At 46.9% G+C, this 22,840-nt stretch carries 11 protein-coding genes; 3 read left to right on the top strand and 8 right to left on the bottom strand.

Translation table 11 applies throughout. From position 1 onward, the window contains the following. Positions 1-21 precede the first annotated feature (21 nt). From ACWA50_RS11590 to ACWA50_RS11620, 7 genes are all read right to left on the bottom strand, one after another. Positions 22-186, bottom strand: coding sequence for a hypothetical protein (locus ACWA50_RS11590; RefSeq protein ID WP_431052690.1), 165 nt, complete (start codon positions 184-186; stop codon positions 22-24). Positions 187-493: 307 nt separating this feature from the next. Next, positions 494-2,935: an Ig-like domain-containing protein gene (locus tag ACWA50_RS11595; protein WP_431052692.1), complete on the bottom strand. Its 2,442-nt coding sequence runs from the start codon at positions 2,933-2,935 to the stop codon at positions 494-496. A gap of 223 nt (positions 2,936-3,158) precedes the next feature. Next, positions 3,159-5,660, bottom strand: a complete 2,502-nt coding sequence (locus ACWA50_RS11600; protein WP_431052694.1) for an Ig-like domain-containing protein — start codon at positions 5,658-5,660, stop codon at positions 3,159-3,161. Between the two features lie 214 nt (positions 5,661-5,874). Beyond that, complete coding sequence (locus ACWA50_RS11605) at positions 5,875-15,369, bottom strand: hypothetical protein (RefSeq protein ID WP_431052696.1); 9,495 nt, start codon at positions 15,367-15,369, stop codon at positions 5,875-5,877. Between the two features lie 79 nt (positions 15,370-15,448). Continuing rightward, entirely contained in the window at positions 15,449-16,354 is a 906-nt protein-coding gene (locus tag ACWA50_RS11610) for an OmpA family protein (RefSeq protein ID WP_431052697.1), read from the bottom strand. Positions 16,355-16,734: 380 nt separating this feature from the next. Beyond that, positions 16,735-17,571 (bottom strand): formyltetrahydrofolate deformylase, encoded by an 837-nt coding sequence (gene purU / locus ACWA50_RS11615; protein WP_431052699.1) that lies wholly within the window; start codon positions 17,569-17,571, stop codon positions 16,735-16,737. Between the two features lie 74 nt (positions 17,572-17,645). Next, positions 17,646-18,053, bottom strand: coding sequence for an H-NS family histone-like protein (locus ACWA50_RS11620; RefSeq protein ID WP_431052701.1), 408 nt, complete (start codon positions 18,051-18,053; stop codon positions 17,646-17,648). Between the two features lie 274 nt (positions 18,054-18,327). Between ACWA50_RS11620 and ACWA50_RS11625 the strand changes: the two genes are divergently transcribed. From ACWA50_RS11625 to ilvN, 3 genes are all read left to right on the top strand, one after another. Next, on the top strand, positions 18,328-19,863 hold the full coding sequence (locus ACWA50_RS11625) for a Na+/H+ antiporter NhaC family protein (protein ID WP_431052703.1): 1,536 nt from the start codon (positions 18,328-18,330) through the stop codon (positions 19,861-19,863). A gap of 239 nt (positions 19,864-20,102) precedes the next feature. Beyond that, positions 20,103-21,821, top strand: coding sequence for an acetolactate synthase 3 large subunit (locus ACWA50_RS11630; protein ID WP_431052705.1), 1,719 nt, complete (start codon positions 20,103-20,105; stop codon positions 21,819-21,821). Then, on the top strand, positions 21,821-22,312 hold the full coding sequence (gene ilvN, locus ACWA50_RS11635) for an acetolactate synthase small subunit (RefSeq protein WP_431052707.1): 492 nt from the start codon (positions 21,821-21,823) through the stop codon (positions 22,310-22,312). The genes ACWA50_RS11630 and ilvN overlap by 1 nt, the downstream gene beginning before the upstream one ends. Positions 22,313-22,472: 160 nt before the next feature. Here ilvN and ACWA50_RS11640 read toward each other — a convergent pair whose 3' ends face one another. After that, positions 22,473-22,829, bottom strand: coding sequence for an endonuclease domain-containing protein (locus ACWA50_RS11640; protein WP_431052709.1), 357 nt, complete (start codon positions 22,827-22,829; stop codon positions 22,473-22,475). Between the last annotated feature and the right edge of the window lie 11 nt (positions 22,830-22,840).

Raw genomic sequence — 22,840 nt, forward strand, 5'->3', positions numbered from 1 at the left:
TGAAGCACAGGTTTATAGCCATTATTGAAATTTTTTGTAGGTTGCGGTTGAGCAACTCTCAAAATTTATGCGCTTTTTGTTCGAATAGTCGTTTTGTTCCGGCTTTTGTTTCTTCAAGGGAATGCCTGCGCCCTTGGCGACTGTCTTCTCTCCCACGGTTAATTTTTTAAACAAGAAATTCATCATAACCCGCTTCTTTAACTATCATATCGTTCTCCCGGCATAAAATTTATCATTAATACCTCAATGCTAAGAATACAATACACTCCACGTATTTATGGGATTCGCCTAGGTTAAGCATGAATCAACCCCGCTAGGGTTGGGGAATATTGCTGATTGAGCGGAACCGAAGCCTGCGTGGTTTAGTTCAAAAATTGTGAAACACAAAAACCACACTTACCCCCTACCCCGCCAACAAGTTGACAGGGTGTTTGAGTTTGGTAAACCGCACTTTGGGAAAAGTGCGGTTTAGGTACAACATATTTATTAGTAATCAAATAATTTGGATACCTTGTTCAATATAGATCGCTTGAGTACCACCATAAGTGCTACCTCCTACAGTCCAAGTATCATACTTATGACCATCTACATCAACTGTAGCTCCCTTCGTCCAAGTAGCACCAGCCAAATCATATTGACCAATACCATTACCCAAATCAACTTTTGATGTGCTATCACCTTGAATATACATCGCAGTTTGACCATTAGTTTTATCTAACGCACTATTGTACTGATATTTATAGATATTAATTCTGTTACCTGAACCTAAATCAATATTTTCAACCCCAAACACATTAGTTGCACTAATAGTTGAGCCTGTACCAGTAATCGTTACAGTGTCATCAGTAGCCGAGCTACCGTTGATTTTACCGCCCGAGATCTTACCAATTTCAACCACATCATTAGCTCCCATATTGATGGTGCCGCCTGACATGGTACCGATTTTCACGGTATCAACATCGGTATCGGTTCCGGTATTGACCGTACCACCTTTCATGGTTGTAATATTGACTGTATCAGCACCAATACCCAAGTTGATGGTACCTGCGCCAGCCAGCTCGGTACCCAGTTGATTGATATTCGCCGTATCGTCACCGGCACCTAAATCAATCACGGTATTTTTGACGCCGTTGCTACCACTCACTTTGCCTTCGATATTAACCGTATCTTGACCGTTACCACCATAAATCGTGGCGGTAATGCCTAATGCGGAACCGACATCACCTTTAACGGTCAGAACATTCACATCAGTTTCCAAGTCGGTGTTGTTATCGTTACCTAGGCTAACACTGTTTTTATAAGTAGTTTCGTAAGCTGATGGATAGTTACGACCACTGCCCAAATCAATCACTGATTGATCTAAAACGTTACCTTGAATGGTGACGTTATCCGAACCGCTACCGCCATAGATATGACCTGCCAGCACTTGATCATGTACAATGAAAGTATCGTTACCTCCCTCACCAAATACATATGGTCTCCATTGAGGAAATGCTGGGTTCGCCGCATTACCAATCATACTGCCAACATCATAGCTGTCATTGCCTTCACCCAGACAGACTCGGGCAAGTTCTTGATGATTACCACGGACTTTAATGACATCATTACCTTGTCCTAAGTCCACAGTCGTAATACTTTGCGAGTCGTCGAAGTTCTCGCCATAAGCCTGACTATTCGACACGTTACCCAGTGTCTTGGTGTCTGTACCATCTAACCAGAAACTGACATAGAGCGTATCATCATAGTCTGAACCCATTGCTACGCCCAGACCTTCTACAAGCTGAGTCGTATTGTTACCACCCGGATATAAAATACCGGTCATCAGGTTGAAGTCAGCATCCAAGAACGGAATCGCAAACGGTTCACCATTGATGATCACACCTCTTGCCTCGGTCTCACCCATGGTAAAGCCTGCTTTGTCATTCAAGGTCGCAATCACCGATTCGTTGGTTTCTTTACCAAATTCAGCTACGGCAACGTTATCGTTAATCGGGTCAACCGTGAAGCTAGCTTGGGTTTCGCCTGCTTTAATGGTCAACGTAACATTACCGTTTGTGATTGGCGTTCCATCTGCCAACAGTGCGTTGTAATCTGCACCTTCCGCTCCAGGTACTGCTGCTTGTCCGCCCAAGCTGACCGTCACCACTGTATCTTCCAATACCGCTTTAGACGCAGTTACCGTAAAGGTCATCACTGAGCCTGAGCTTGAATCCATTTCAGACTGCACCGGATCGGTAACTGAAATCAACAAGGTGGTCATCAAGGTATCGTTAACGTCAGTTGTGCTCGATACAACATCTGGCTGTGCCAGTGCTATCGTATCCACAACCGCTATATTTCCATTTCCAACAACAACCTCCTCGCCTTGATGCCATATCTCGACTGCTTTATCCGTTGATAAATTTCCTGCTTTATCTGTCACCAATACTTTTGGAATATATTTTCCGTCAGCTAATGTTTCTGTGATTTCAACGCTGAACTTCCCTTCTTCATCGGCTTTTGTGATATAAAATTCCTTATGAATATTCACTACAACATCAACTTCCGGTTCTGTTTTACCTTCAAAAACAGGCAACGTTCTAACCATTGATAATTCAGGTTTTTCTAATCTGATATAGTCTATTTTCGGTGGTTGTGTATCAATCACCACATTCGTTATTTCGTTATAAACCGAATGTTTTCCTTCCGCCGCTTGCCTTACACGAATTGAGTGATACTCGCCGTCTGCCAACTCAATGTTGACAAGATGATTAACCGGATCATTGGCGATTCGCCACTCTGGACTATGATTAATACTGTATTCAACCTTTGTGCCTTCATGCATACCCGATACCAACAAATTATGGTTATTAGTTATACGATCTTGTTGATCTTCGCCTGTATCTCGCTCCAAACGCACATATAATTTATTCAGTTCTTTTGTTTCTTCACTCATATTTCACCTCAGGGTTAGTAGTTTCAAAAAGAGATAGTAACAAACAGTTACCAATCAACCTTACCACAAAGATGAGAATGATTGCTATTTGATTTACAGGCATCAAATTCTTCACAAAATAGCAGCCATAAAAAACACCCCGTCAGCAAGCTGACGAGGCGTTTGTCTTTTGATGAACCGCACTTTGGGAAAAGTGCGGTTTAAGCAACTTGATTATATGAAATTAGATGATATTGCCAATCGTATTTTCAATATAAATCATGGTGGTAGTATCATTCCCATACTGCCAAGCAGAATAGGTATGACCGTCTTCAGTGATTGTCGCACCGGTTTTTCCCCATTGCACACTATCAATCAAACTTTCTCCCAGAGAAGAAAACGATGCTGCATAGCCCAAGTTCACGGTATCGTCTGCACCACCTAAAATTTTGATGGTTTGCTCGGCACCTGAATCACGGACATTGGCTGCATTCACATACAAGGTGTTTGCACCGTTGCCGTTAATATCAATCACTTCCGCACCTTTAATGCTGTTGCTCAAGCGTACTGAAGTGCCTGAACCGCTGAGTGTTACCGTGTCGATACCGGTGCCCATATCGATTACGTTGGCATCTGCCAGTCTGCCGACGGTAACCGTATCGTTACCTGCACCCAAGCTGATAGTACTGCTTGCATACATACCGCCATCAATGGTGACATGATCTTGACCATTACCGCCATAAACATGTGCGGAAGACGAAAACATTCCCAAATTCTGATGAACATGCAACGTATTAATATCACTTGCCAGATCGACATTGTCATCATTACCCAAACTCAAGCCATTGGTATAACTGGTTTCATAAGCAGAGGTGTAAGCCCGACCACTGCCCAAATCGATCATGGCGTTATCCAACATACTACCCTGAACAGTGATGGTATCTGAGCCGCTGCCACCATAAACATTAATGAACATGATGTCATCTTTAAAGGTGATCGTATCGTTACCACCCTCACCAAATACATGTGGTCTGAGGTTATCAGTACCAATGGTTACTGCACCGCCGGCAATGAACGTATCATCGCCTTCTCCCAAATATACACGGGTTAAAAGGTTCACACCTTCACGAATCCAAAGCGTATCGTTGCCTTTGCCTAAATCGAGGGTTGAGAATGAAAGGCTACTATCGAAGTTTTGACCTTTGGCAAGACTGTTGGCAAAGTCGCCCTGTCCGGCATCGTTGCCATTGATGTAGTAGCCTATGTAAATCTTATCATTATAGTCTGAACCCATTGCTACATTTGGTCCTTCAAGCACTTGTGTGGTTTGGTCGCCTTCAGGGAAAGTCACACCGGTCATCAAGTTCAAGTCAGCATCCAGTCGCGGAATCGCAAACGGTTCGCCGTTGATGATCATACCGCGAGCCTCGATTTCACCCATGGTAAAGCCGGTTTTATTATTCAAGGTCGCAATCACCGATTCATTGGTTTCCTTACCGAATGCAGCTAAGGCTTCATTGTCGTTAATTGGATCAACGGTGAAGCTTGCTTGAGTTTCGCCTTTCTTAATGGTCAATGTCACTGTGCCGTTGGAAATTGCTGTGCCATCAGCCAATGCTGCTGTGTAATCCGCACCTGCTTCGCCCGGCACGGTAGCTTGTCCGCTCAGGCTAACAGTGACTACAGTATCTTCCAATACAGGTTTAGAAGCAGTTACAGTAAAGGTCATTACTGAACCCTCTGTAGAATCTACTTCGCGTTGTACCGGATCAGTCACCGAAATCGACAATGTGGTCATTGAAGTATCGTTGATGATGGTTTCAGCTTCTTTGCCACCCAAAGTCATGCTCAGGGTTTCTTGACCTTCGGAAAGCTCATCTGCCACAGTCGGGTAGCTAATAGTGAAGCTATCCACGCCAGCTGGAATCACTAACTTACCGCCAACTACTTGTACATTGTTGCTGAACACCGCTGTACTGTAATCATCAGTCTCAGTTGCTGTTCCACCCAATACCGGCGCATCAATCGTACCACCTTTGTGACCGGTTAATAGCGTTACATTAAACTCGACGTTATCACCTTCGTTGACAGATGGCACAGTAACCAACTCGGTTACTGTCAATAGTACAGCATCCACAACCGCTATATTTCCATTTCCAACAACAACCTCCTCGCCTTGATACCACATCTCTGCCGCTTTATCCGTCGATAAATTTCCTGCTTTATCTGTTACTAATACTTTTGGAATATATTTTCCGTCAGCTAATGTTTCTGTGATTTCAAGACTGAACTTTCCTTCTTCATCGGCTTTTGTGATATAAAATTCCTTATGAATATTCACTACAACATCAGCTTCGGGTTCCGTTTTACCTTCAAAAACAGGCAACGTTCTAACCATTGATAATTCAGGTTTTTCTAATCTGATATAGTCTATTTTCGGTGGTTGTGTATCAATCACCACATTCGTTATTTCGTTATAAACCGAATGTTTTCCTTCCGCCGCTTGCCTTACACGAATTGAGTGATACTCGCCGTCTGCCAACTCAATGTTGACAAGATGATTAACCGGATCATTGGCGATTCGCCACTCTGCACTATGATTAATGCTATATTCAACTTTTGTGCCTTCATGCATACCCGACACCAACAAATTACGGTTATTGGTTATACGATCTTGAGTGTTTTCACCGTTATCTTGCGCCAAACGGATATGAACTTTGTTCAGTTCTTTCGTTTCTTCACGCATATTTCACCTCATTAGTTAATGATTTTAAAAGAGATAGTAACGATAAGTTACATAATAACCGTATCACACCGATGAGAATTATTACTATTTAATTTGCAAAACATCAATTTCTTCACAAAATAGCAGCTATAAAAAACACCCCGTCAACAAGTTGACAGGGTGTTTGAGTTTGATAAACCGCACTTTGGGAAAAGTGCGGGTTCCTTAGGGGTTATTACAACACATTAACCGTGCTTTGAATGTACAACTCGATGCTCGGGTTGGAGCTTTCTGTCCACACGGTATAGCCTTGGTTTTCACCGGTACCTTGTTTCGATGTCCAGTTACCCAACTGCGGTGTGCTAGACGTGGTATCGCTTGTCCAGTTGTTGTCACCTAAATCAACAAAGTCTGACGAACCACCGGTGATGTAGATTTTGGTTGGTGCGCCTGCATAAACCAAATCACTCAAGGTAATATCCAAGTGGGTGTTGGAATCATTCAGGTCAATCACTTCAAAGCCTTTCACCTTGGTCATGTCGATCTCGGTTTTTCCACCTGCACCAGTAAAACGCAAGATGTCTTTGCCGGCACCACCATTCACCTCAGCATTGTCTCTGAATGCCGCACCTGTACCGCCAATAGTCAGGATATCATCACCGGCACCCAAATCAACCTTATTGTTGCCCTCGATATAACCACCGACCGTCATGGTGTCGTTGCCGCTACCGGTAATCACGCTTTGCGCCGATGCGGTAGTGGACATATAACCACCGATGGAGATGGTGTTGTCACCATCGCCGAGGTTGATCACATTGCCATTAGAGGTTGCAGCGGAATCCAAGTTGCTGCCGATAATCAAGGTATCGTTACCTGCACCGGCGGTCATGCCTTTAGTGCCTGACCACCAACCTTCGATATAAACCGTATTATCGCCTTCACCCAAATTAAATTCAATCATCTGGGTATTAACCGTTGTACCGACGTTACCTTTAACATGAATCAAATCATCGCCGCTACCGGTGGTAATTGCTGCGGGACCGGATATAGCTCTGAAATCACCATTAATGGCTACGGTATTGTTACCATCTCCCAGATTCATACTGCTTCCACTTGCCAAACGTGCGGTAATACCATTCAAGCCACTTTGAGTACCGTAGCCGATGCTGACGTAATCATCACCTGAGCCTGCAGTGAAGTTGAAACCGGTATCTAAGTTGTCACCGATAGTCAAACGGTTGTTGCCTTCGCCCATTTTCACCACCAACGGGTTACCTACAGCGCCACCACCAACAGTGAAGATGTCATCACCTGCACCTAAGTCGATATCGTAAGCGCCGTAAGCCATGTTACCTTTAATTTCAAACTTATCGTTGCCATCGCCCATTTCGATATTAACATCAGACAACAAGCTACCATTGACGCGCAAGTAGTCATTACCGCCAGCCATATCAATTACTGTTTTACCATTGGTTTGCTGAGAGAAAATGCCTTGGTTACCCAAATCATTGACGCTTCCACCGGCAAGAATTACATAATCATTGCCATCGTCCATCAACAGCCCCTGTGCACTTTCACGCTGCAACAGAATTGTGCTGTCCATAGTTGCAGTAGTAATACCTACTTCGGTATTCATATTGACATACAGACGCGGGAAGTTGTGCAGGCTGGCAGTTTCCACGTTACCGGCTTGGTCAATGACCGTGATCTCTGCACCATCAACAGTTTTGTTGTTCCAACCACTCAAAGTCAGGGTGTATGCGCCATTCTCATCAGCAGTTGTTTCAGTTGTTACATAGCTGTTGTTGTTGGTGCTGCTCAAGTAAGTCACACGGATTGTCGCTCCCGGCTCAGTCGTGCCGCTGAAAGTACGGTTGCTGCCGCTTACAGTAACATTATCGACTGTCAATGCTTCAACCATGGTATCGAGCTTAATGTGGTGTTCTTGGATAACCGTTTCGGTTTGCTCTCCGTCAACCACGCCTTTCACGACTGCGCGATACAGGTACTCTTGACCATAGGTTTGACCCAATTGATCATCAGCAACGACATATTGGGTGTCCGAACCATCTACTTTTACCACAGTCACTTCAGTTTCCGATCTGATCGGTGACACACCTGCCAGAGAATCATCGTAGGTATAGCGGTAAACCACCAAAGATTCTCCGTCTTGCAAGGCGCGATCCAACGTGATAGCGACTGTCGGAGTGTCATCATTGGTCAAGCCTGTTGCCAAGCTGCTGAATGTGCCGGTGGTGTTGTTGCCGATTTCACCGGTTTTGCCGTTGGTGTTATACACACCGCTATCAATCAGTGCTTGCAAGCCTGCATAATCATCGGTCAGGTTGTCACCAAAGCTGATGCTGGCTTCAGGGAACGCTTTTTCAATGATTACGCTGCCTGTGCCGTCCAAAGAGCGGTTGCCTGCTTTATCTTGTACATAAGCCGTCACTTCAATCTCGCTGATGTCGGCTGTCGGCACATCAATGCTGACTGAACCTGCCGCCAACAAGGTATCCGTAATGGTAATTTCTCTATCCTCACCATTAATGGTGACATATAGAATATCGCCAACTTCGGTATTAACCGGCAATGTGATTTTCACCGGTGTGCTGTTGTCAGCACCGATTTCGCTTACACTTAACACACCATTGCCCAGAATTTGTTCGCCATTTTCATCAAACAGTGGCGCACCTTCTGCGTTATACATCTTGGTGGTGTCTTCAGGGAAGCTGATCACCGGACCGGTATCGGCTTTACCGTCATTATCGGTATCGCCCGGAACAGTGGTATCTGCATTCGGTCCTGCGATGCCTGTACCTTCGTCAGACTTGTTGTTGCCTTCACTGTTGGTCGCTGTCACGGTGCTACCGTCTTGAACTGCGCGTTCAGAGATGGTCACCACGCCGGTTTCAGGATCAACACTGACACCTGTCGGCAAGGTAGTGCCGGTTTCCGGTGCCCATTTGCCTTCTGAATCTTTCACCACCGCAACAGTTTGAGTTTCATCGTTTTCATCAACAAACTCGATGTCCAAACGGTCAGCTTCCTCATTTGGCGTTACCGTTACCGAACCATTGGTCTTGCTCGGGGTTACGGTCGGTGCGTCCGGTGCTTTATCGTCACCTGCTGTGGCTTTGCCTTCTTCAGACGTGTTGTTGCCTGCGTCGGTATTAGTCGCGGTTACTTCGCTGCCGTCTTGGACTGCATCTTGACCGATGGTCACGACACCTGTATTCGGATTCACGCTGACGCCGTCCGGCAAGGTGGTGCCGGTTTCCGGTGCCCAAGTGTTGGTGTCCGGATCTTTCACCACGGTCACGGTTTGGGTTTTGCCGTCTTCGTCAACGTAGCTGATCTCGGTTTTCACTGCATCAGTCGCAGGCGTTACTGTCACGCTGCCGTCTTCGGTGCTTGGTGTTACAGTCGGTGCATTCGGTGCTTTGTCTTGACCTGCCGTGCCTTTGCCTTCTTCCGACGTGTTGTTGCCTGCGTCGGTGTTGGTCGCGGTTACGGTGCTGCCGTCTTGGACTGCATCTTGACCGATGGTCACGACACCTGTGGTTTCGTCAACGGTGACGCCGTCCGGCAAGGTGGTGCCGGTTTCCGGTGCCCAAGTGTTGGTTTCCGGATCTTTCACCACGGTCACGGTTTGGGTTACGCCGTCTTCGTCTGTGTAAGTGATGTCTAACTGCTCTGCATCGTCCACAGGCGTTACTGTTACGCTGCCGTCTTCGGTGCTCGGGGTCACGGTCGGTGCATTCGGTGCTTTGTCTTCACCTGCCGTGCCCACACCTTGCGATGTGTTATTCGCAGCATCCGTACTGATTGCTGTCACGGTGCTACCGTCTTGTACTGCATCTTGACCGATAGTCACTACGCCAGTAGTTGAATCTAACGTAACGCCTGTTGGCAAGGCTTTATCACCACCATTTTCATCAACTGATTTCCATTGCCCATCTTCACCTTTCACAATTGTGATGGTTTGGTCTGCTCCGGTTTCATCTTTATAGGTGACCACTACTTTCGTTGCATCCATGGTTTCACCATCTGCAACCGGTTTCACTACCACGCTACCGTCGGTTGTGCTTGGTTCTACGCTTGGATTCGCCAATGTGATGTCAACAATCGCTTCATCGCTCACTTCTACTGGAGTAGCTACGGCATTGCCATACGCATTTTCGGTGATGCTCGCTGTCACGGTCAATGTTTCGCCGTCTGCCGGAATTGCTACATCGGTAAACACGACTTGACCAGCGTCAATCTCAGCTTGAGTAATGGTTTTAGTTTGTGGCGTACCATTCACATCCAAGGTAACGACTTCACCCAATGTCGGATTGTTTAGCTTCACGGTCACACTGGTTGTTGCGCCTGCGGTGCCGCTTGCCGCCTCTGATTCAGTTTTATTGATATAGCCATCATTGTTCGTATCGGCATCAATAGTGACTTCACTCACTTCCGTGTGCGCTTCAATATCGCTATCTGCATCACTGTCGCTGTCAGAGTCGGAATCACTGTCGCTGTCAGAATCGGAGTCTGAATCACTATCGGAATCTGAATCACTGTCGGAGTCTGAGTCGCTGTCGCTATCGGAATCTGAGTCGCTATCACTATCGGAGTCGGAATCGCTGTCGCTATCGGAATCTGAGTCGCTATCACTATCGGAATCTGAGTCGCTGTCGCTATCGGAGTCTGAGTCGCTGTCGCTATCGGAATCTGAGTCGCTATCACTATCGGAATCTGAATCACTGTCGGAGTCTGAGTCACTATCGGAGTCTGAGTCGCTGTCGCTATCGGAATCTGAGTCGCTATCACTATCGGAATCTGAATCACTATCGGAATCTGAATCACTGTCGGAGTCTGAGTCACTATCGGAGTCTGAGTCGCTGTCGCTATCGGAATCTGAATCACTGTCGGAGTCTGAGTCACTATCGGAGTCTGAGTCGCTATCACTATCGGAATCTGAGTCGCTATCACTATCGGAATCTGAATCACTATCGGAATCTGAATCACTGTCGGAGTCTGAGTCACTATCGGAGTCTGAGTCGCTGTCGCTATCGGAATCTGAGTCGCTATCACTATCGGAGTCGGAATCGCTATCGCTATCGGAATCTGAGTCGCTATCACTATCGGAATCTGAGTCGCTGTCGCTATCGGAGTCTGAGTCGCTGTCGCTATCGGAATCTGAGTCGCTATCACTATCGGAGTCGGAATCGCTGTCGCTATCGGAATCTGAGTCGCTATCACTATCGGAGTCGGAATCGCTGTCGCTATCGGAATCTGAATCACTGTCGGAGTCTGAATCACTGTCGGAGTCTGAGTCGCTGTCGGAGTCTGAGTCTGAATCGCTGTCAGAGTCGGCATCTGCGTCACTATCATCATTGCCTAATACAATCGCTGTTGCTGGATCACTTGTATTATCCGCAGCATCAGTATTGGTTGCAGTGACTTCGGTGCCACTTTGGATCGCTTCGTCTGGAATATTGATCGCACCAGTAGTCGGATCCACGCTGACGCCGTCCGGTAAGGTGCTGCCGTCTTGCGGCGTCCAGTTGCCGTTGTCGTCTTTAACCACGACGACCGTAACCGGTTTGCCGTCTTCATCGGTATAAGTCACTTTGGTTTCCGTCGCGTCGTCCGCCGGGGTCACCACTACACTGCCGTCCTCTTTGGCGTCGATAGTCGGTGGATTTGGGGCGTCGGTATCAAGTGCGGTTGCCGTTGCCGGTGCGCTTTCGTTACCTGCCGTATCGCTGTTGGTTGCGGTCACTTCAGTGCCGCCCTTGATGGCTTTATCAGGAATAGTGATCACGCCGCTGGTCGGATCCACGCTGACGCCGTCCGGTAACTCAGTACCGTCTTTCGGTGTCCATTCGCCGCTATCCGGATCTTTCACCGCGACAACGGTTTGGGTTTTGCCGTCTTCATCGGTATAAGTCACTTTGGTTTCCGTCGCGTCGTCCGCCGGGGTCACCACTACACTGCCGTCCTCTTTGGCGTCAATGGTCGGTGGATTTGGGGCGTCGGTATCAAGTGCGGTTGCCGTTGCCGGTGCGCTTTCGTTGCCCGCCGTATCGCTGTTGGTTGCGGTCACTTCAGTGCCGCCCTTGATAGCTTTATCAGGAATAGTGATCACGCCGCTGGTCGGATCCACGCTGACGCCGTCCGGTAAGGTGCTGCCGTCTTGCGGCGCCCAGTTGCCGTTGTCGTCTTTAACCACGACGACCGTAACCGGTTTGCCGTCTTCATCGGTATAAGTCACTTTGGTTTCCGTCGCGTCGTCCGCCGGGGTCACCACTACACTGCCGTCCTCTTTGGCGTCGATAGCCGGTGGATTTGGGGCGTCGGTATCAAGTGCGGTTGCCGTTGCCGGTTCGCTTTCGTTCCCTGCCGTATCGCTGTTGGTTGCGGTCACTTCAGTGCCGCCTTCAATTGCGTCCGCCGGAATGGTGATCACGCCGCTGGTCGGATCCACGCTGACGCCGTCCGGTAACTCAGTACCGTCTTTCGGTGTCCATTCGCCGCTATCCGGATCTTTCACCACGACAACGGTTTGGGTTTTGCCGTCTTCATCGGTATAAGTCACTTTGGTTTCCGTTGCGTCGTCCGCCGGGGTCACCACTACACTGCCGTCCTCTTTGGCGTCGATAGTCGGTGGATTCGGGGCGTCGGTATCAACTGCGGTTGCCGTTGCCGGTTCGCTTTCGTTGCCCGCCGCATCGCTGTTGGTTGCGGTCACTTCAGTGCCGCCCTTGATGGCTTCATCAGGAATAGTGATCACACCTGTGGTCGGATCCACGCTGACGCCGTCCGGTAAGGTGCTGCCGTCTTGCGGCGCCCAGTTGCCGTTGTCGTCTTTCACCACGACAACGGTTTGGGTTTTGCCGTCTTCATCGGTATAAGTCACTTTGGTTTCCGTCGCGTCGTCCGCCGGGGTCACCACTACACTGCCGTCCTCTTTGGCGTCGATAGCCGGTGGATTTGGGGCGTCGGTATCAAGTGCGGTTGCCGTTGCCGGTGCGCTTTCGTTCCCTGCCGTATCGCTGTTGGTTGCGCTGACTTCAGTGCCGCCCTTGATGGCTTCATCAGGAATAGTGATCGCACCTGTAGTCGGATCAACGCTGACGCCGTCCGGTAACTCAGTACCGTCTTTCGGCGCCCAATTGCCGTTGTCATCTTTCACCACGACAACGGTTTGGGTTTTGCCGTCTTCATCGGTATAAGTCACTTTGGTTTCCGTCGCGTCGTCCGCCGGGGTCACCACTACACTGCCGTCCTCTTTGGCGTCAATGGTCGGTGGATTTGGGGCGTCGGTATCAACTGCGGTTGCCGTTGCCGGTTCGCTTTCGTTGCCCGCCGCATCGCTGTTGGTTGCGGTCACTTCAGTGCCGCCCTTGATGGCTTCATCAGGAATAGTGATCACACCTGTGGTCGGATCCACGCTGACGCCGTCCGGTAAGGTGCTGCCGTCTTGCGGCGCCCAGTTGCCGTTGTCGTCTTTAACCACGACGACCGTAACCGGTTTGCCGTCTTCATCGGTATAAGTCACTTTGGTTTCCGTCGCGTCGTCCGCCGGGGTCACCACTACACTGCCGTCCTCTTTGGCGTCGATAGCCGGTGGATTTGGGGCGTCGGTATCAAGTGCGGTTGCCGTTGCCGGTGCGCTTTCGTTCCCTGCCGTATCGCTGTTGGTTGCGCTGACTTCAGTGCCGCCCTTGATGGCTTCATCAGGAATAGTGATCGCACCTGTAGTCGGATCAACGCTGACGCCGTCCGGTAAGGTGCTGCCGTCTTGCGGCGCCCAGTTGCCGTTGTCGTCTTTCACCACGACAACGGTTTGGGTTTTGCCGTCTTCATCGGTATAAGTCACTTTGGTTTCCGTTGCGTCGTCCGCCGGGGTCACCACTACACTGCCGTCCTCTTTGGCGTCAATGGTCGGTGGATTTGGGGCGTCGGTATCAAGTGCGGTTGCCGTTGCCGGTGCGCTTTCGTTCCCCGCCGTATCGCTGTTGGTTGCGGTCACTTCAGTGCCGCCCTTGATGGCTTCATCAGGAATAGTGATCGCACCTGTAGTCGGATCAACGCTGACGCCGTCCGGTAAAGTGCTGCCGTCTTGCGGCGCCCAGTTGCCGTTGTCGTCTTTAACCACGACGACCGTAACCGGTTTGCCGTCTTCATCGGTATAAGTCACTTTGGTTTCCGTCGCGTCGTCCGCCGGGGTCACCACTACACTGCCGTCCTCTTTGGCGTCAATGGTCGGTGGATTTGGGGCGTCGGTATCAAGTGCGGTTGCCGTTGCCGGTGCGCTTTCGTTCCCCGCCGTATCGCTGTTGGTTGCGGTCACTTCAGTGCCGCCTTCAATTGCGTCCGCCGGAATGGTGATCACGCCGCTGGTCGGATCCACGCTGACGCCGTCCGGTAAGGTGCTGCCGTCTTGCGGCGCCCAGTTGCCGTTGTCGTCTTTAACCACGACGACCGTAACCGGTTTGCCGTCTTCATCGGTATAAGTCACTTTGGTTTCCGTCGCGTCGTCCGCCGGGGTCACCACTACACTGCCGTCCTCTTTGGCGTCGATAGCCGGTGGATTTGGGGCGTCGGTATCAAGTGCGGTTGCCGTTGCCGGTGCGCTTTCGTTCCCTGCCGTATCGCTGTTGGTTGCGGTCACTTCAGTGCCGCCCTTGATAGCTTTATCAGGAATAGTGATCACGCCGCTGGTCGGATCCACGCTGACGCCGTCCGGTAAAGTGCTGCCGTCTTGCGGCGTCCAGTTGCCGTTGTCGTCTTTAACCACGACGACCGTAACCGGTTTGCCGTCTTCATCGGTATAAGTCACTTTGGTTTCCGTCGCGTCGTCCGCCGGGGTCACCACTACACTGCCGTCCTCTTTGGCGTCGATAGTCGGTGGATTTGGGGCGTCGGTATCGACGGAAGTTTCGGTAGCCGTGCTGGTATTACCCGCTGCATCGCTGTTTTCAGCCGTGACATCGCTGCCGCCCTTGATGGCTTCATCAGGAATGGTGATCACACCTGCATCAGGATCGACTGTCACCCCCTCTGGCAATTCGCCTTTTGGCTCCCATTTGCCATTATCACCTTTGCTGGTTTCAACAGTTTGGGTTTTGCCGTCTTCATCGGTATAAATGACTTTGGCATTAGTGGCATCATCGGCAGGCGTTACGGTTACACTGCCGTCATCTTTGGCGTCAATGGCCGGTGGGTTTGGTGGTGTTGTATCCGAAGCAGAACCTTTGCCGCTACCACCACTGCCTGCGGCAATGGCAATTCCAGCTAAAGGAACTAATGCCAATAACCACCATGGGCTAAACACCCATAAGCCAGCGATTTCACTGCCACCCAGGGCTTGCGGTGCTGCCATTTGCTCGGCAAGCATACTCACCGCATCAATAGTTTGTCCTGACTCCGGAACATAAGCGTAAATGTTGCCGTTTTCATGTTGCCCAATCAGTAAATTGGTTACGGTTGCCGGATCTTCATCACCGTAATAATCTTCAATGATAATATCCGGAACTTGATCACCATTTTCCAATAAAATTTGCAGATCGTTACCGACGCGTTTGGCAATAATATTTTGAGGCCCTAAGCCAGTGGAATTATCAATTAATTGATAGTTTACTTCCGCTTGCGCCTGAATAACCAACGTCTCACCATTTATCACGTTATATGACGCGATTTCCGTTTTAGCATCTAATACTTTTAAAGTAGTTGACATATTTTCTATCCTAAATTAAAAAAATTAACTTTTTATTTACTGATCATTGTCTGATCAATATAGGGATTTATACTTAAATTTATTTTTGTCCGTAAACCACGATATCGACTCGACGGTTAGGTAAGTTACATTCGGTTTTAGCCGCTTTATTGTGGCGATATTCAATTGCACAATCTTTAACAACCAATTCATTCTCACCGGAGCCTATAGTTACGATAGGTAAGTCAGCACTTTCCGTTCTGAAGATGTTGCTGATCGTATCGGCGCGTTTTTCTGACAATCTTTGGTTATATGCTGCGGAACCTTCCGGATCAGTATGCCCATTAACCACAACTTTACTAATCAGTTGTTGATTAACATTTTTAATTTTCGTAACAAATTCTTGAACTTCGCTTCTTCCCGCCGGTAATAAATCGCTATAACCATGCTTATCTAACGGAAATGCGATCTGTGTATCGATCGTAGTCGCAAATAATGCATATTCATTGCTATTGCAGCTTTGCTGTTTTACACGGGAGAGGGTTTGGGTTTGTCGTTGTAATGCGGCAAGTTCATCTGTCGCGATAGACGGCTTCACAAATTCGAAAATTGGATTGCCATTTCTGACTTGTTTGACTTTAATGTAAGTAACATCTTGGCTTGGTGCGATAAATTTAATACCTTTAGTTCTATTGCCAGTTTCGTCATTACGGCTTAGCGAAGCACTAAAGAAATGTTGATCAGCACATAATGCAATCGTACTGAAACCGTTTTCTAACAATGAAGCTTGATAATCACCATTAATATAGATATTAACTGCTGGTGTAGCGATATGATCTTGGCGGTAAAACACCACTAGCCCTTGGTTTGAGGCTAAGTTTTGCGAGCTAACTGTTGCAGCGTCATTGTTAACCCATTTCTCTAGTGGCTGGTGTATGCCACCTTGGGGCAATGAACACGCATTCAGTGTCACTGCGGCAGCAAAAACTGCCAGATATTGTTTCATTAAAACCTCCATTTTCTTTAAAGAAAGCGCCAAAAAGTAATCCAATGCAAAGATTACAAATATATACAAACCAACTTGCGTTTTATAACATGCTGACATTACAAGAGCAAGAATAAGTTTTCAATTCTTTAACAACAGAAGATTTTAAATACAATCACGCGCAAAAAAATGCGTGGAGGGCGACATTAATTTACATAAATATCTCTTCATATGGTGTGACACCACCTTTTCAGAGAGTCTGTTTATTCTAATGCTAAGAAGATTATAAATTATTATAAATCAATTAGATGTGGTAAATTTGATATATTGTTAGACATATCGGGCAGTTAGCCCGACTAAATAGAACAACAAAAAAGAAATGCAATTGATGAGAGACAATTTTACAAAATAATCGTCTTATTTTCGTAAACAAAAATGCGGTCGTTAAGCGCCAGATCCAAGGCGCGAGTGAGGACGCTCTTTTCCACATCACGTCCGGCGCGCATCATGGCTTGCGCGTCATAGGTATGATCAACGTTAATCACATTTTGCATAATGATCGGACCTTGATCCAATTCGTTATTGATAAAATGTGCGGTTGCGCCAATGATTTTCACGCCGCGATCATACGCCTGTTGATATGGCTTGGCGCCGATAAATGCCGGTAAAAACGAGTGGTGGATATTAATCACGCGGTTCGGATAGCGTTCGACAAATTTCGGATTCAGCACGCGCATATATTTCGCCAATACGATTAAATCCGGTTGGTATTGATCAATTTGTTCGGCTAATTGTTGATCGTGCTGTTCGCGGCTTAAATTTTCATGGCTAACATAATGAAACGGAATATCAAAACGCTCCACCAAACTGCGGAGCGTATCATGATTGCCAATCACCGCCGCTATTTCAACATCCAAACCGCCATAGTAGTTTTTCATTAAAATATCGCCCAGACAATGCGCTTCTTTAGTGACTAAAATAACAATCCGCTTTTTTTGGCGCGTAATAATGCTGTGCTTGGCACCTGCCGGTAAAGCAAAATCCAATTCGGCAGACAAGACTTCATCATTAAAAATTCCCTGCAATTCACTGCGCATAAAAAAACGTTTGCCGCCATTATCGACAAACTCGCTGTTGTGGGTGATATTCAATTGATGTTTATAACAAATGTTGGTTATCTTCGCGACCAAACCTTTATCATCCGGGCATTCGGTCAATAAAATTTTATTTTCAATCATAAAATAGATTCTGTATAAATGAAAAAAATAAACCCATGCGGGTTTATTTTAAATGTTGAAATCAAATGTAAAAGTTAGATTTTAAAATCGTCTAGCGATTTTCCGCTATCTAATGCGTCTTGAATACTTTTCGGCGTTCTGCCTTGTCCGGTCCAGGTTTTTACTTGCCCTTTTTCATCGGTATATTGATATTTTGCCGGACGCGGGCTGCGTTTTTTACGTTCTGTTGCGACGGTATTGCTGAACAATAATGCCGCCAATTCTTCTTTGCTTAAACCGCTCTTTTCAAATTGTTCTTTCAGCGCCGCCACTTTTTCTTGGCGCTCCGCTTCTTGTTGTTCAATTTGCAACAACTCTTCTTTTTTCTCAACTATCACAGCAGAAAATTTCTCTGCAATATCTTCTAATTGCGCTAAAGAAAGATCTTTAGCCAAAACACGAACGCTACGTAAGTTGGATAATTTTTTAATCAAATCACTCATAATCGATCCTATGAAAATTTAGTTTAACAAAATTGATGAATATTTAACTAGAAATATAAAACAAAAAAAACAGATAATCAAATTATTTATCACCGACTCAAATTATAACCGACCAAATTTGATAAAATAAGGTTTGTTAATTTAATTTAGCTTGGTTTTTTTCGGGTATTATTGTAGTCTTTACGTTTGTTTCTTTCTTATTCTAATCTCTGTAGCATCCACGCTACAAAATGAAACTTTCGCATTCTTTTATATTGTTATATGGAATTTTTATATGGATTTTGTTGATTTTTCTAATTCATTTTGGTCAGTCATTCCGCCTTTGTTGGCGTTGTCTTTAGCGATTATAACCCGCAAAGTGCTATTATCACTCAGTGCCGGGATTATCGTTGGTGCTTTGATGTTAAGCGGCGGCAATGTGTTAAATGCGGCGAGTTATGTCGCAACCAGTGTATTTTCTCTCGTTTATAGCGACGGGGGATTAAATGCCGATTATACCAATATCATTATCTTTTTAATTTTACTTGGTATTTTAACCTCATTACTGACTATTTCCGGCAGTAATCGCGCTTTTGTCAATTGGGCTCAAAAACACATTAAGCAAAAACGCGGCGCAAAATTACTTACTGTTTTTCTCGGGGTTTTCATTTTTATTGATGACTATTTTAACAGCTTGGCGGTTGGCGCCATCGCTCGTCCTGTGACGGATAAATATAAAATATCACGGGCAAAATTAGCGTATTTATTGGATTCCACCGCTGCGCCAATGTGCGTGATTATGCCGATTTCCAGTTGGGGCGCTTATATTATCACCTTGGTCGGCGGTTTATTGGCGACCCATGCGATTACCGACTATTCGCCGATTGGTGCTTTTGTCACCATGATCGGGATGAATTTCTATGCGATTTTTGCGTTAGTCTTGGTGTTTATTGTGGCGATTTTTTCATTTGATATTGGACCAATGGCACATTTTGAACGCCAAGCCGAAAATGCAGCCGTACAAGAAGAGGACATTCAAAACGGCAAGTTAGGGCGGGTGCGGGATTTGGTGCTGCCGATTCTTGCCTTAATTATTGCGACCGTTGGCATGATGATCTACACCGGTGCGCAAGCCTTGGCAGCGGATCAATTGTCATTTTCAATTTTAGGCGCTTTTGAAAACACCGCCGTCGGCACTTCATTGGTTTTCGGTGGCGTTGTCGCACTGATCGTTGCCACCCTCTGCGCCTTAAGTTCCAAACAAATCTCATTGAAAGAATATATTGCCGCTTACGGTTTAGGGGCTAAATCGATGTTCGGCGCGATTTTAGTGCTATTCTTTGCTTGGACGATCAATACCATTGTCGGCGACATGCAAACCGGAAAATACCTCTCCAGCTTGATTGGCGATTCGATTTCGATCGGTTTCTTGCCGGTGCTGTTATTTGTTATCTCCGCAGTGATGGCATTTTCCACCGGCACCAGCTGGGGCACGTTCGGCATTATGCTGCCGATTGCCGCCTCAATTGCGGTCCATGCCGAACCGGCGCTGTTATTGCCTTGTCTCTCTGCGGTGATGGCAGGTGCGGTTTGCGGCGATCACTGCTCTCCGATTTCCGATACCACGATTCTCTCCTCCACCGGCGCAAGCTGTAACCACATCGACCATGTCACCACGCAATTGCCTTATGCGTTATTGGTCGCCGCGTCTTCCGCGGTTGGTTATCTGGTGCTTGGCTTTACCGAATCCGGTTTATTCGGATTCTTAGCCACCGGCATTATGATGCTTGGCTTAATTCTGTTGCTGAAAAAAAGCCAATCTAAAGTGTAAACCGCACTTTTTTGCAATAAGCAGATAATTTTTTGGATTTTATAAAATGCGATACATTATCGCATTTTTTTTATTTATTGTGAGTTTATTTTTATAAAATCCTGTTTATTTTAATTTTAAAGCATTTTAATCCTAAAAACTCTTTTGTCAGTGATAAAAAAACAGTAGACAAGCCAGATAAGTTGTCGTAAAAATAGACCATCTATTCAAAATACCATGCGATTAATTCTGGAGGAGTGATGAAAAAATTATCGGGTGCTGAAATTATTGTGCAGGCGATCCGTGATCAAGGCGTAAAATTCGTTTTTGGTTATCCGGGCGGCTCGGTGCTGGACATTTACGATGCGATTCAAACCCATGGCGGCATTGAACACGTTTTAGTACGCCATGAACAAGCCGCGGTGCACATGGCAGACGGCTATGCCCGTTCAACCGGCGAAGTCGGCTGTGTTTTAGTCACTTCCGGCCCGGGCGCCACCAATGCGATCACCGGCATTGCCACTGCTTATATGGATTCCGTGCCGTTAGTGGTGTTTTCCGGTCAGGTGCGCAGCGCCTTAATCGGCAGTGATGCCTTCCAAGAATGCGATATGATCGGGATTTCCCGCCCGGTGGTCAAACACAGCTTTTTGGTGAAACGGGTGGAAGATTTAGCCGCAACCATCAAAAAAGCTTTCTATCTTGCCGCAAGCGGTCGCCCGGGTCCGGTGGTGATTGACTTGCCGAAAGACATCGTCAACCCGGCGAATAAAATTCCTTATGTTTATCCGGAATCCATCACGTTGCGCTCTTATAATCCGAATATTCACGGGCATAAAGGACAAATCAAAAAAGCGCTGAAAGCGGTTTTAGTGGCGAAAAAGCCGGTGATGTTTATCGGCGGCGGCATTATCAATGCCAATTGCTCAGAACAAGCCACCGAATTCGCCAGAAAACTGAATTTGCCGGTCGTCAGCTCACTCATGGGCTTGGGCGGTTTTCCGGGCAGCGATAAACAATCGCTTGGCATGTTGGGCATGCACGGCACCTATGAAGCCAACAATGCCATGCATGAAAGCGATTTGATCCTTGCCGTTGGCGTACGTTTTGATGATCGCACCACCAACAACTTAGAAAAATACTGCCCGAATGCCAAGGTGATCCATATCGACATCGATCCGACCTCTATTTCCAAAAACGTCCATGCCTATATTCCGATTGTCGGCAGTGCCGATTTGGTATTGAATGAATTTTTATCTTTGCTCAGCGACGAAGAAACATTGAAATCACAAACCGCACTTGAGGATTGGTGGCAGCAAATCGAACAATGGCGAAGCCGCCAATGCTTGCGTTATGAGCATAGCGATCAAGTGATTAAGCCGCAACAAGCGGTTGAGGTGATCCACAAAATCACCCACGGGGACGCGTATATTGCCTCCGATGTCGGACAGCACCAAATGTTCGCCGCCCTGTATTATCCATTTGATAAGCCGCGCCGTTGGATCAACTCCGGCGGTCTCGGCACCATGGGCTTCGGCTTGCCGGCGGCGCTTGGCGTTAAAATGGCACACCCAGAGGCAACCGTGATTTGTATCACCGGCGACGGCAGTATTCAGATGAATATACAGGAGCTGTCAACCGCACAACAATATAATATTCCGGTCGTCATTATCAGCCTGAATAACCGTTTCTTAGGCATGGTGAAACAGTGGCAGGATATTATCTATGCCGGCCGCCACTCGCAGTCCTATATGAACTCCCTGCCTGATTTCGTTAAACTGGCGGAATCTTATGGGCATGTAGGGATTCAAATTAACCACCCTGACGAATTGGAAACCAAGTTACAACAGGCTTTTTCCATCAAAGACAAACTGGTCTTTGTTGATATTCTGGTCGATGAAACCGAACACGTTTACCCAATGCAAATTGCAGGCGGCGCCATGAACGATATGATTTTAAGCAAAACGGAGAGAACATAATGCGCAGAATTATTTCAGTCTTATTAGAAAACGAATCCGGTGCGTTATCACGGGTCATCGCCCTGTTTTCACAACGCGCATTTAACATCGAAAGCCTGACCGTTGCGCCGACAGACGATCCAACCCTGTCGCGCATGACAATCGAGGCGTTTGGTGAAGAAAAGGTATTAGAACAAATCGAAAAACAACTGCATAAATTGGTCGATGTGTTCAAAGTGATTAATTTAAGTGATTGCGAACACGTCGAGCGAGAAATCATGTTGCTCAAAGTGCGGGCGCACGGCAATGCGCGTGATGAGGTGAAACGTTTGGCGGATATTTACCGCGGACAAATCATCGACGTCACCCCGAAAAGCTATACCATTCAGCTTGCCGGCACCAAAGACAAACTCAATGCCTTCATCAGCTCGGTGAAACAAGAAAGCGACATTATCGAAGTCGTCCGCTCCGGCTTGATTAGCTTGTCTCGTGGTGAAAAGAATTGTTTGTAGTTTAATCTTTTCCGCCCTCCCTCCGTCCTTCGAACACCTCCCTCCGCATGCGGAGAGAGGGAAGTATCGTTTTATTTTGGTAACCGTAATTTTCTCTCCCTCCGCGTGCGGAGGGAGTACCATTTTTCTCAAGAAAAATGGGGAGGGAGGGGAAAACTTTTTATCCATCCACAAAATGCCAAATAATATCTAACACTGCCTCGATGTCCTTTAATATTTCATCATTCCAGAATCGAATAACCTTAAACCCTCGAGCTTCCAAATAATTCGTTCGGACTTGATCATATTGCCGTTGATTTTCATCACTATGTTGAGCGCCATCTAATTCAATAATTAAAGCAATATCAAAAGAAATAAAATCAACAATGTATTTACCAATAATTTTTTGTCGAAGGAATTTCACGCCGCCTAAGCGTCGCCGGCGTAAATGATACCAAAGGTTTTGTTCCGCTTCGGTCATGGTTGAACGAAGTTGTTTAGCATATTGACGCAGCATTAAATTTTCATTTTCTCTCATCTACTATTTTC

It is taken from the genome of Testudinibacter sp. P17/SS/0325 (assembly GCF_053570765.1).

Excerpts from the sequence above, each read along its gene's own strand:
- ACWA50_RS11605 (WP_431052696.1), bottom strand. The coding sequence starts at position 15,369 with ATGTCAACTACTTTAAAAGTATTAGATGCTAAAACGGAAATCGCGTCA.
- ACWA50_RS11610 (WP_431052697.1), bottom strand. The coding sequence starts at position 16,354 with ATGAAACAATATCTGGCAGTTTTTGCTGCCGCAGTGACACTGAATGCG.
- ACWA50_RS11590 (WP_431052690.1), bottom strand. The coding sequence starts at position 186 with ATGATGAATTTCTTGTTTAAAAAATTAACCGTGGGAGAGAAGACAGTC.
- ACWA50_RS11600 (WP_431052694.1), bottom strand. The coding sequence starts at position 5,660 with ATGCGTGAAGAAACGAAAGAACTGAACAAAGTTCATATCCGTTTGGCG.
- ilvN (WP_431052707.1), top strand. The coding sequence starts at position 21,821 with ATGCGCAGAATTATTTCAGTCTTATTAGAAAACGAATCCGGTGCGTTA.
- ACWA50_RS11625 (WP_431052703.1), top strand. The coding sequence starts at position 18,328 with ATGGATTTTGTTGATTTTTCTAATTCATTTTGGTCAGTCATTCCGCCT.
- ACWA50_RS11640 (WP_431052709.1), bottom strand. The coding sequence starts at position 22,829 with ATGAGAGAAAATGAAAATTTAATGCTGCGTCAATATGCTAAACAACTT.
- ACWA50_RS11620 (WP_431052701.1), bottom strand. The coding sequence starts at position 18,053 with ATGAGTGATTTGATTAAAAAATTATCCAACTTACGTAGCGTTCGTGTT.
- purU (WP_431052699.1), bottom strand. The coding sequence starts at position 17,571 with ATGATTGAAAATAAAATTTTATTGACCGAATGCCCGGATGATAAAGGT.
- ACWA50_RS11630 (WP_431052705.1), top strand. The coding sequence starts at position 20,103 with ATGAAAAAATTATCGGGTGCTGAAATTATTGTGCAGGCGATCCGTGAT.
- ACWA50_RS11595 (WP_431052692.1), bottom strand. The coding sequence starts at position 2,935 with ATGAGTGAAGAAACAAAAGAACTGAATAAATTATATGTGCGTTTGGAG.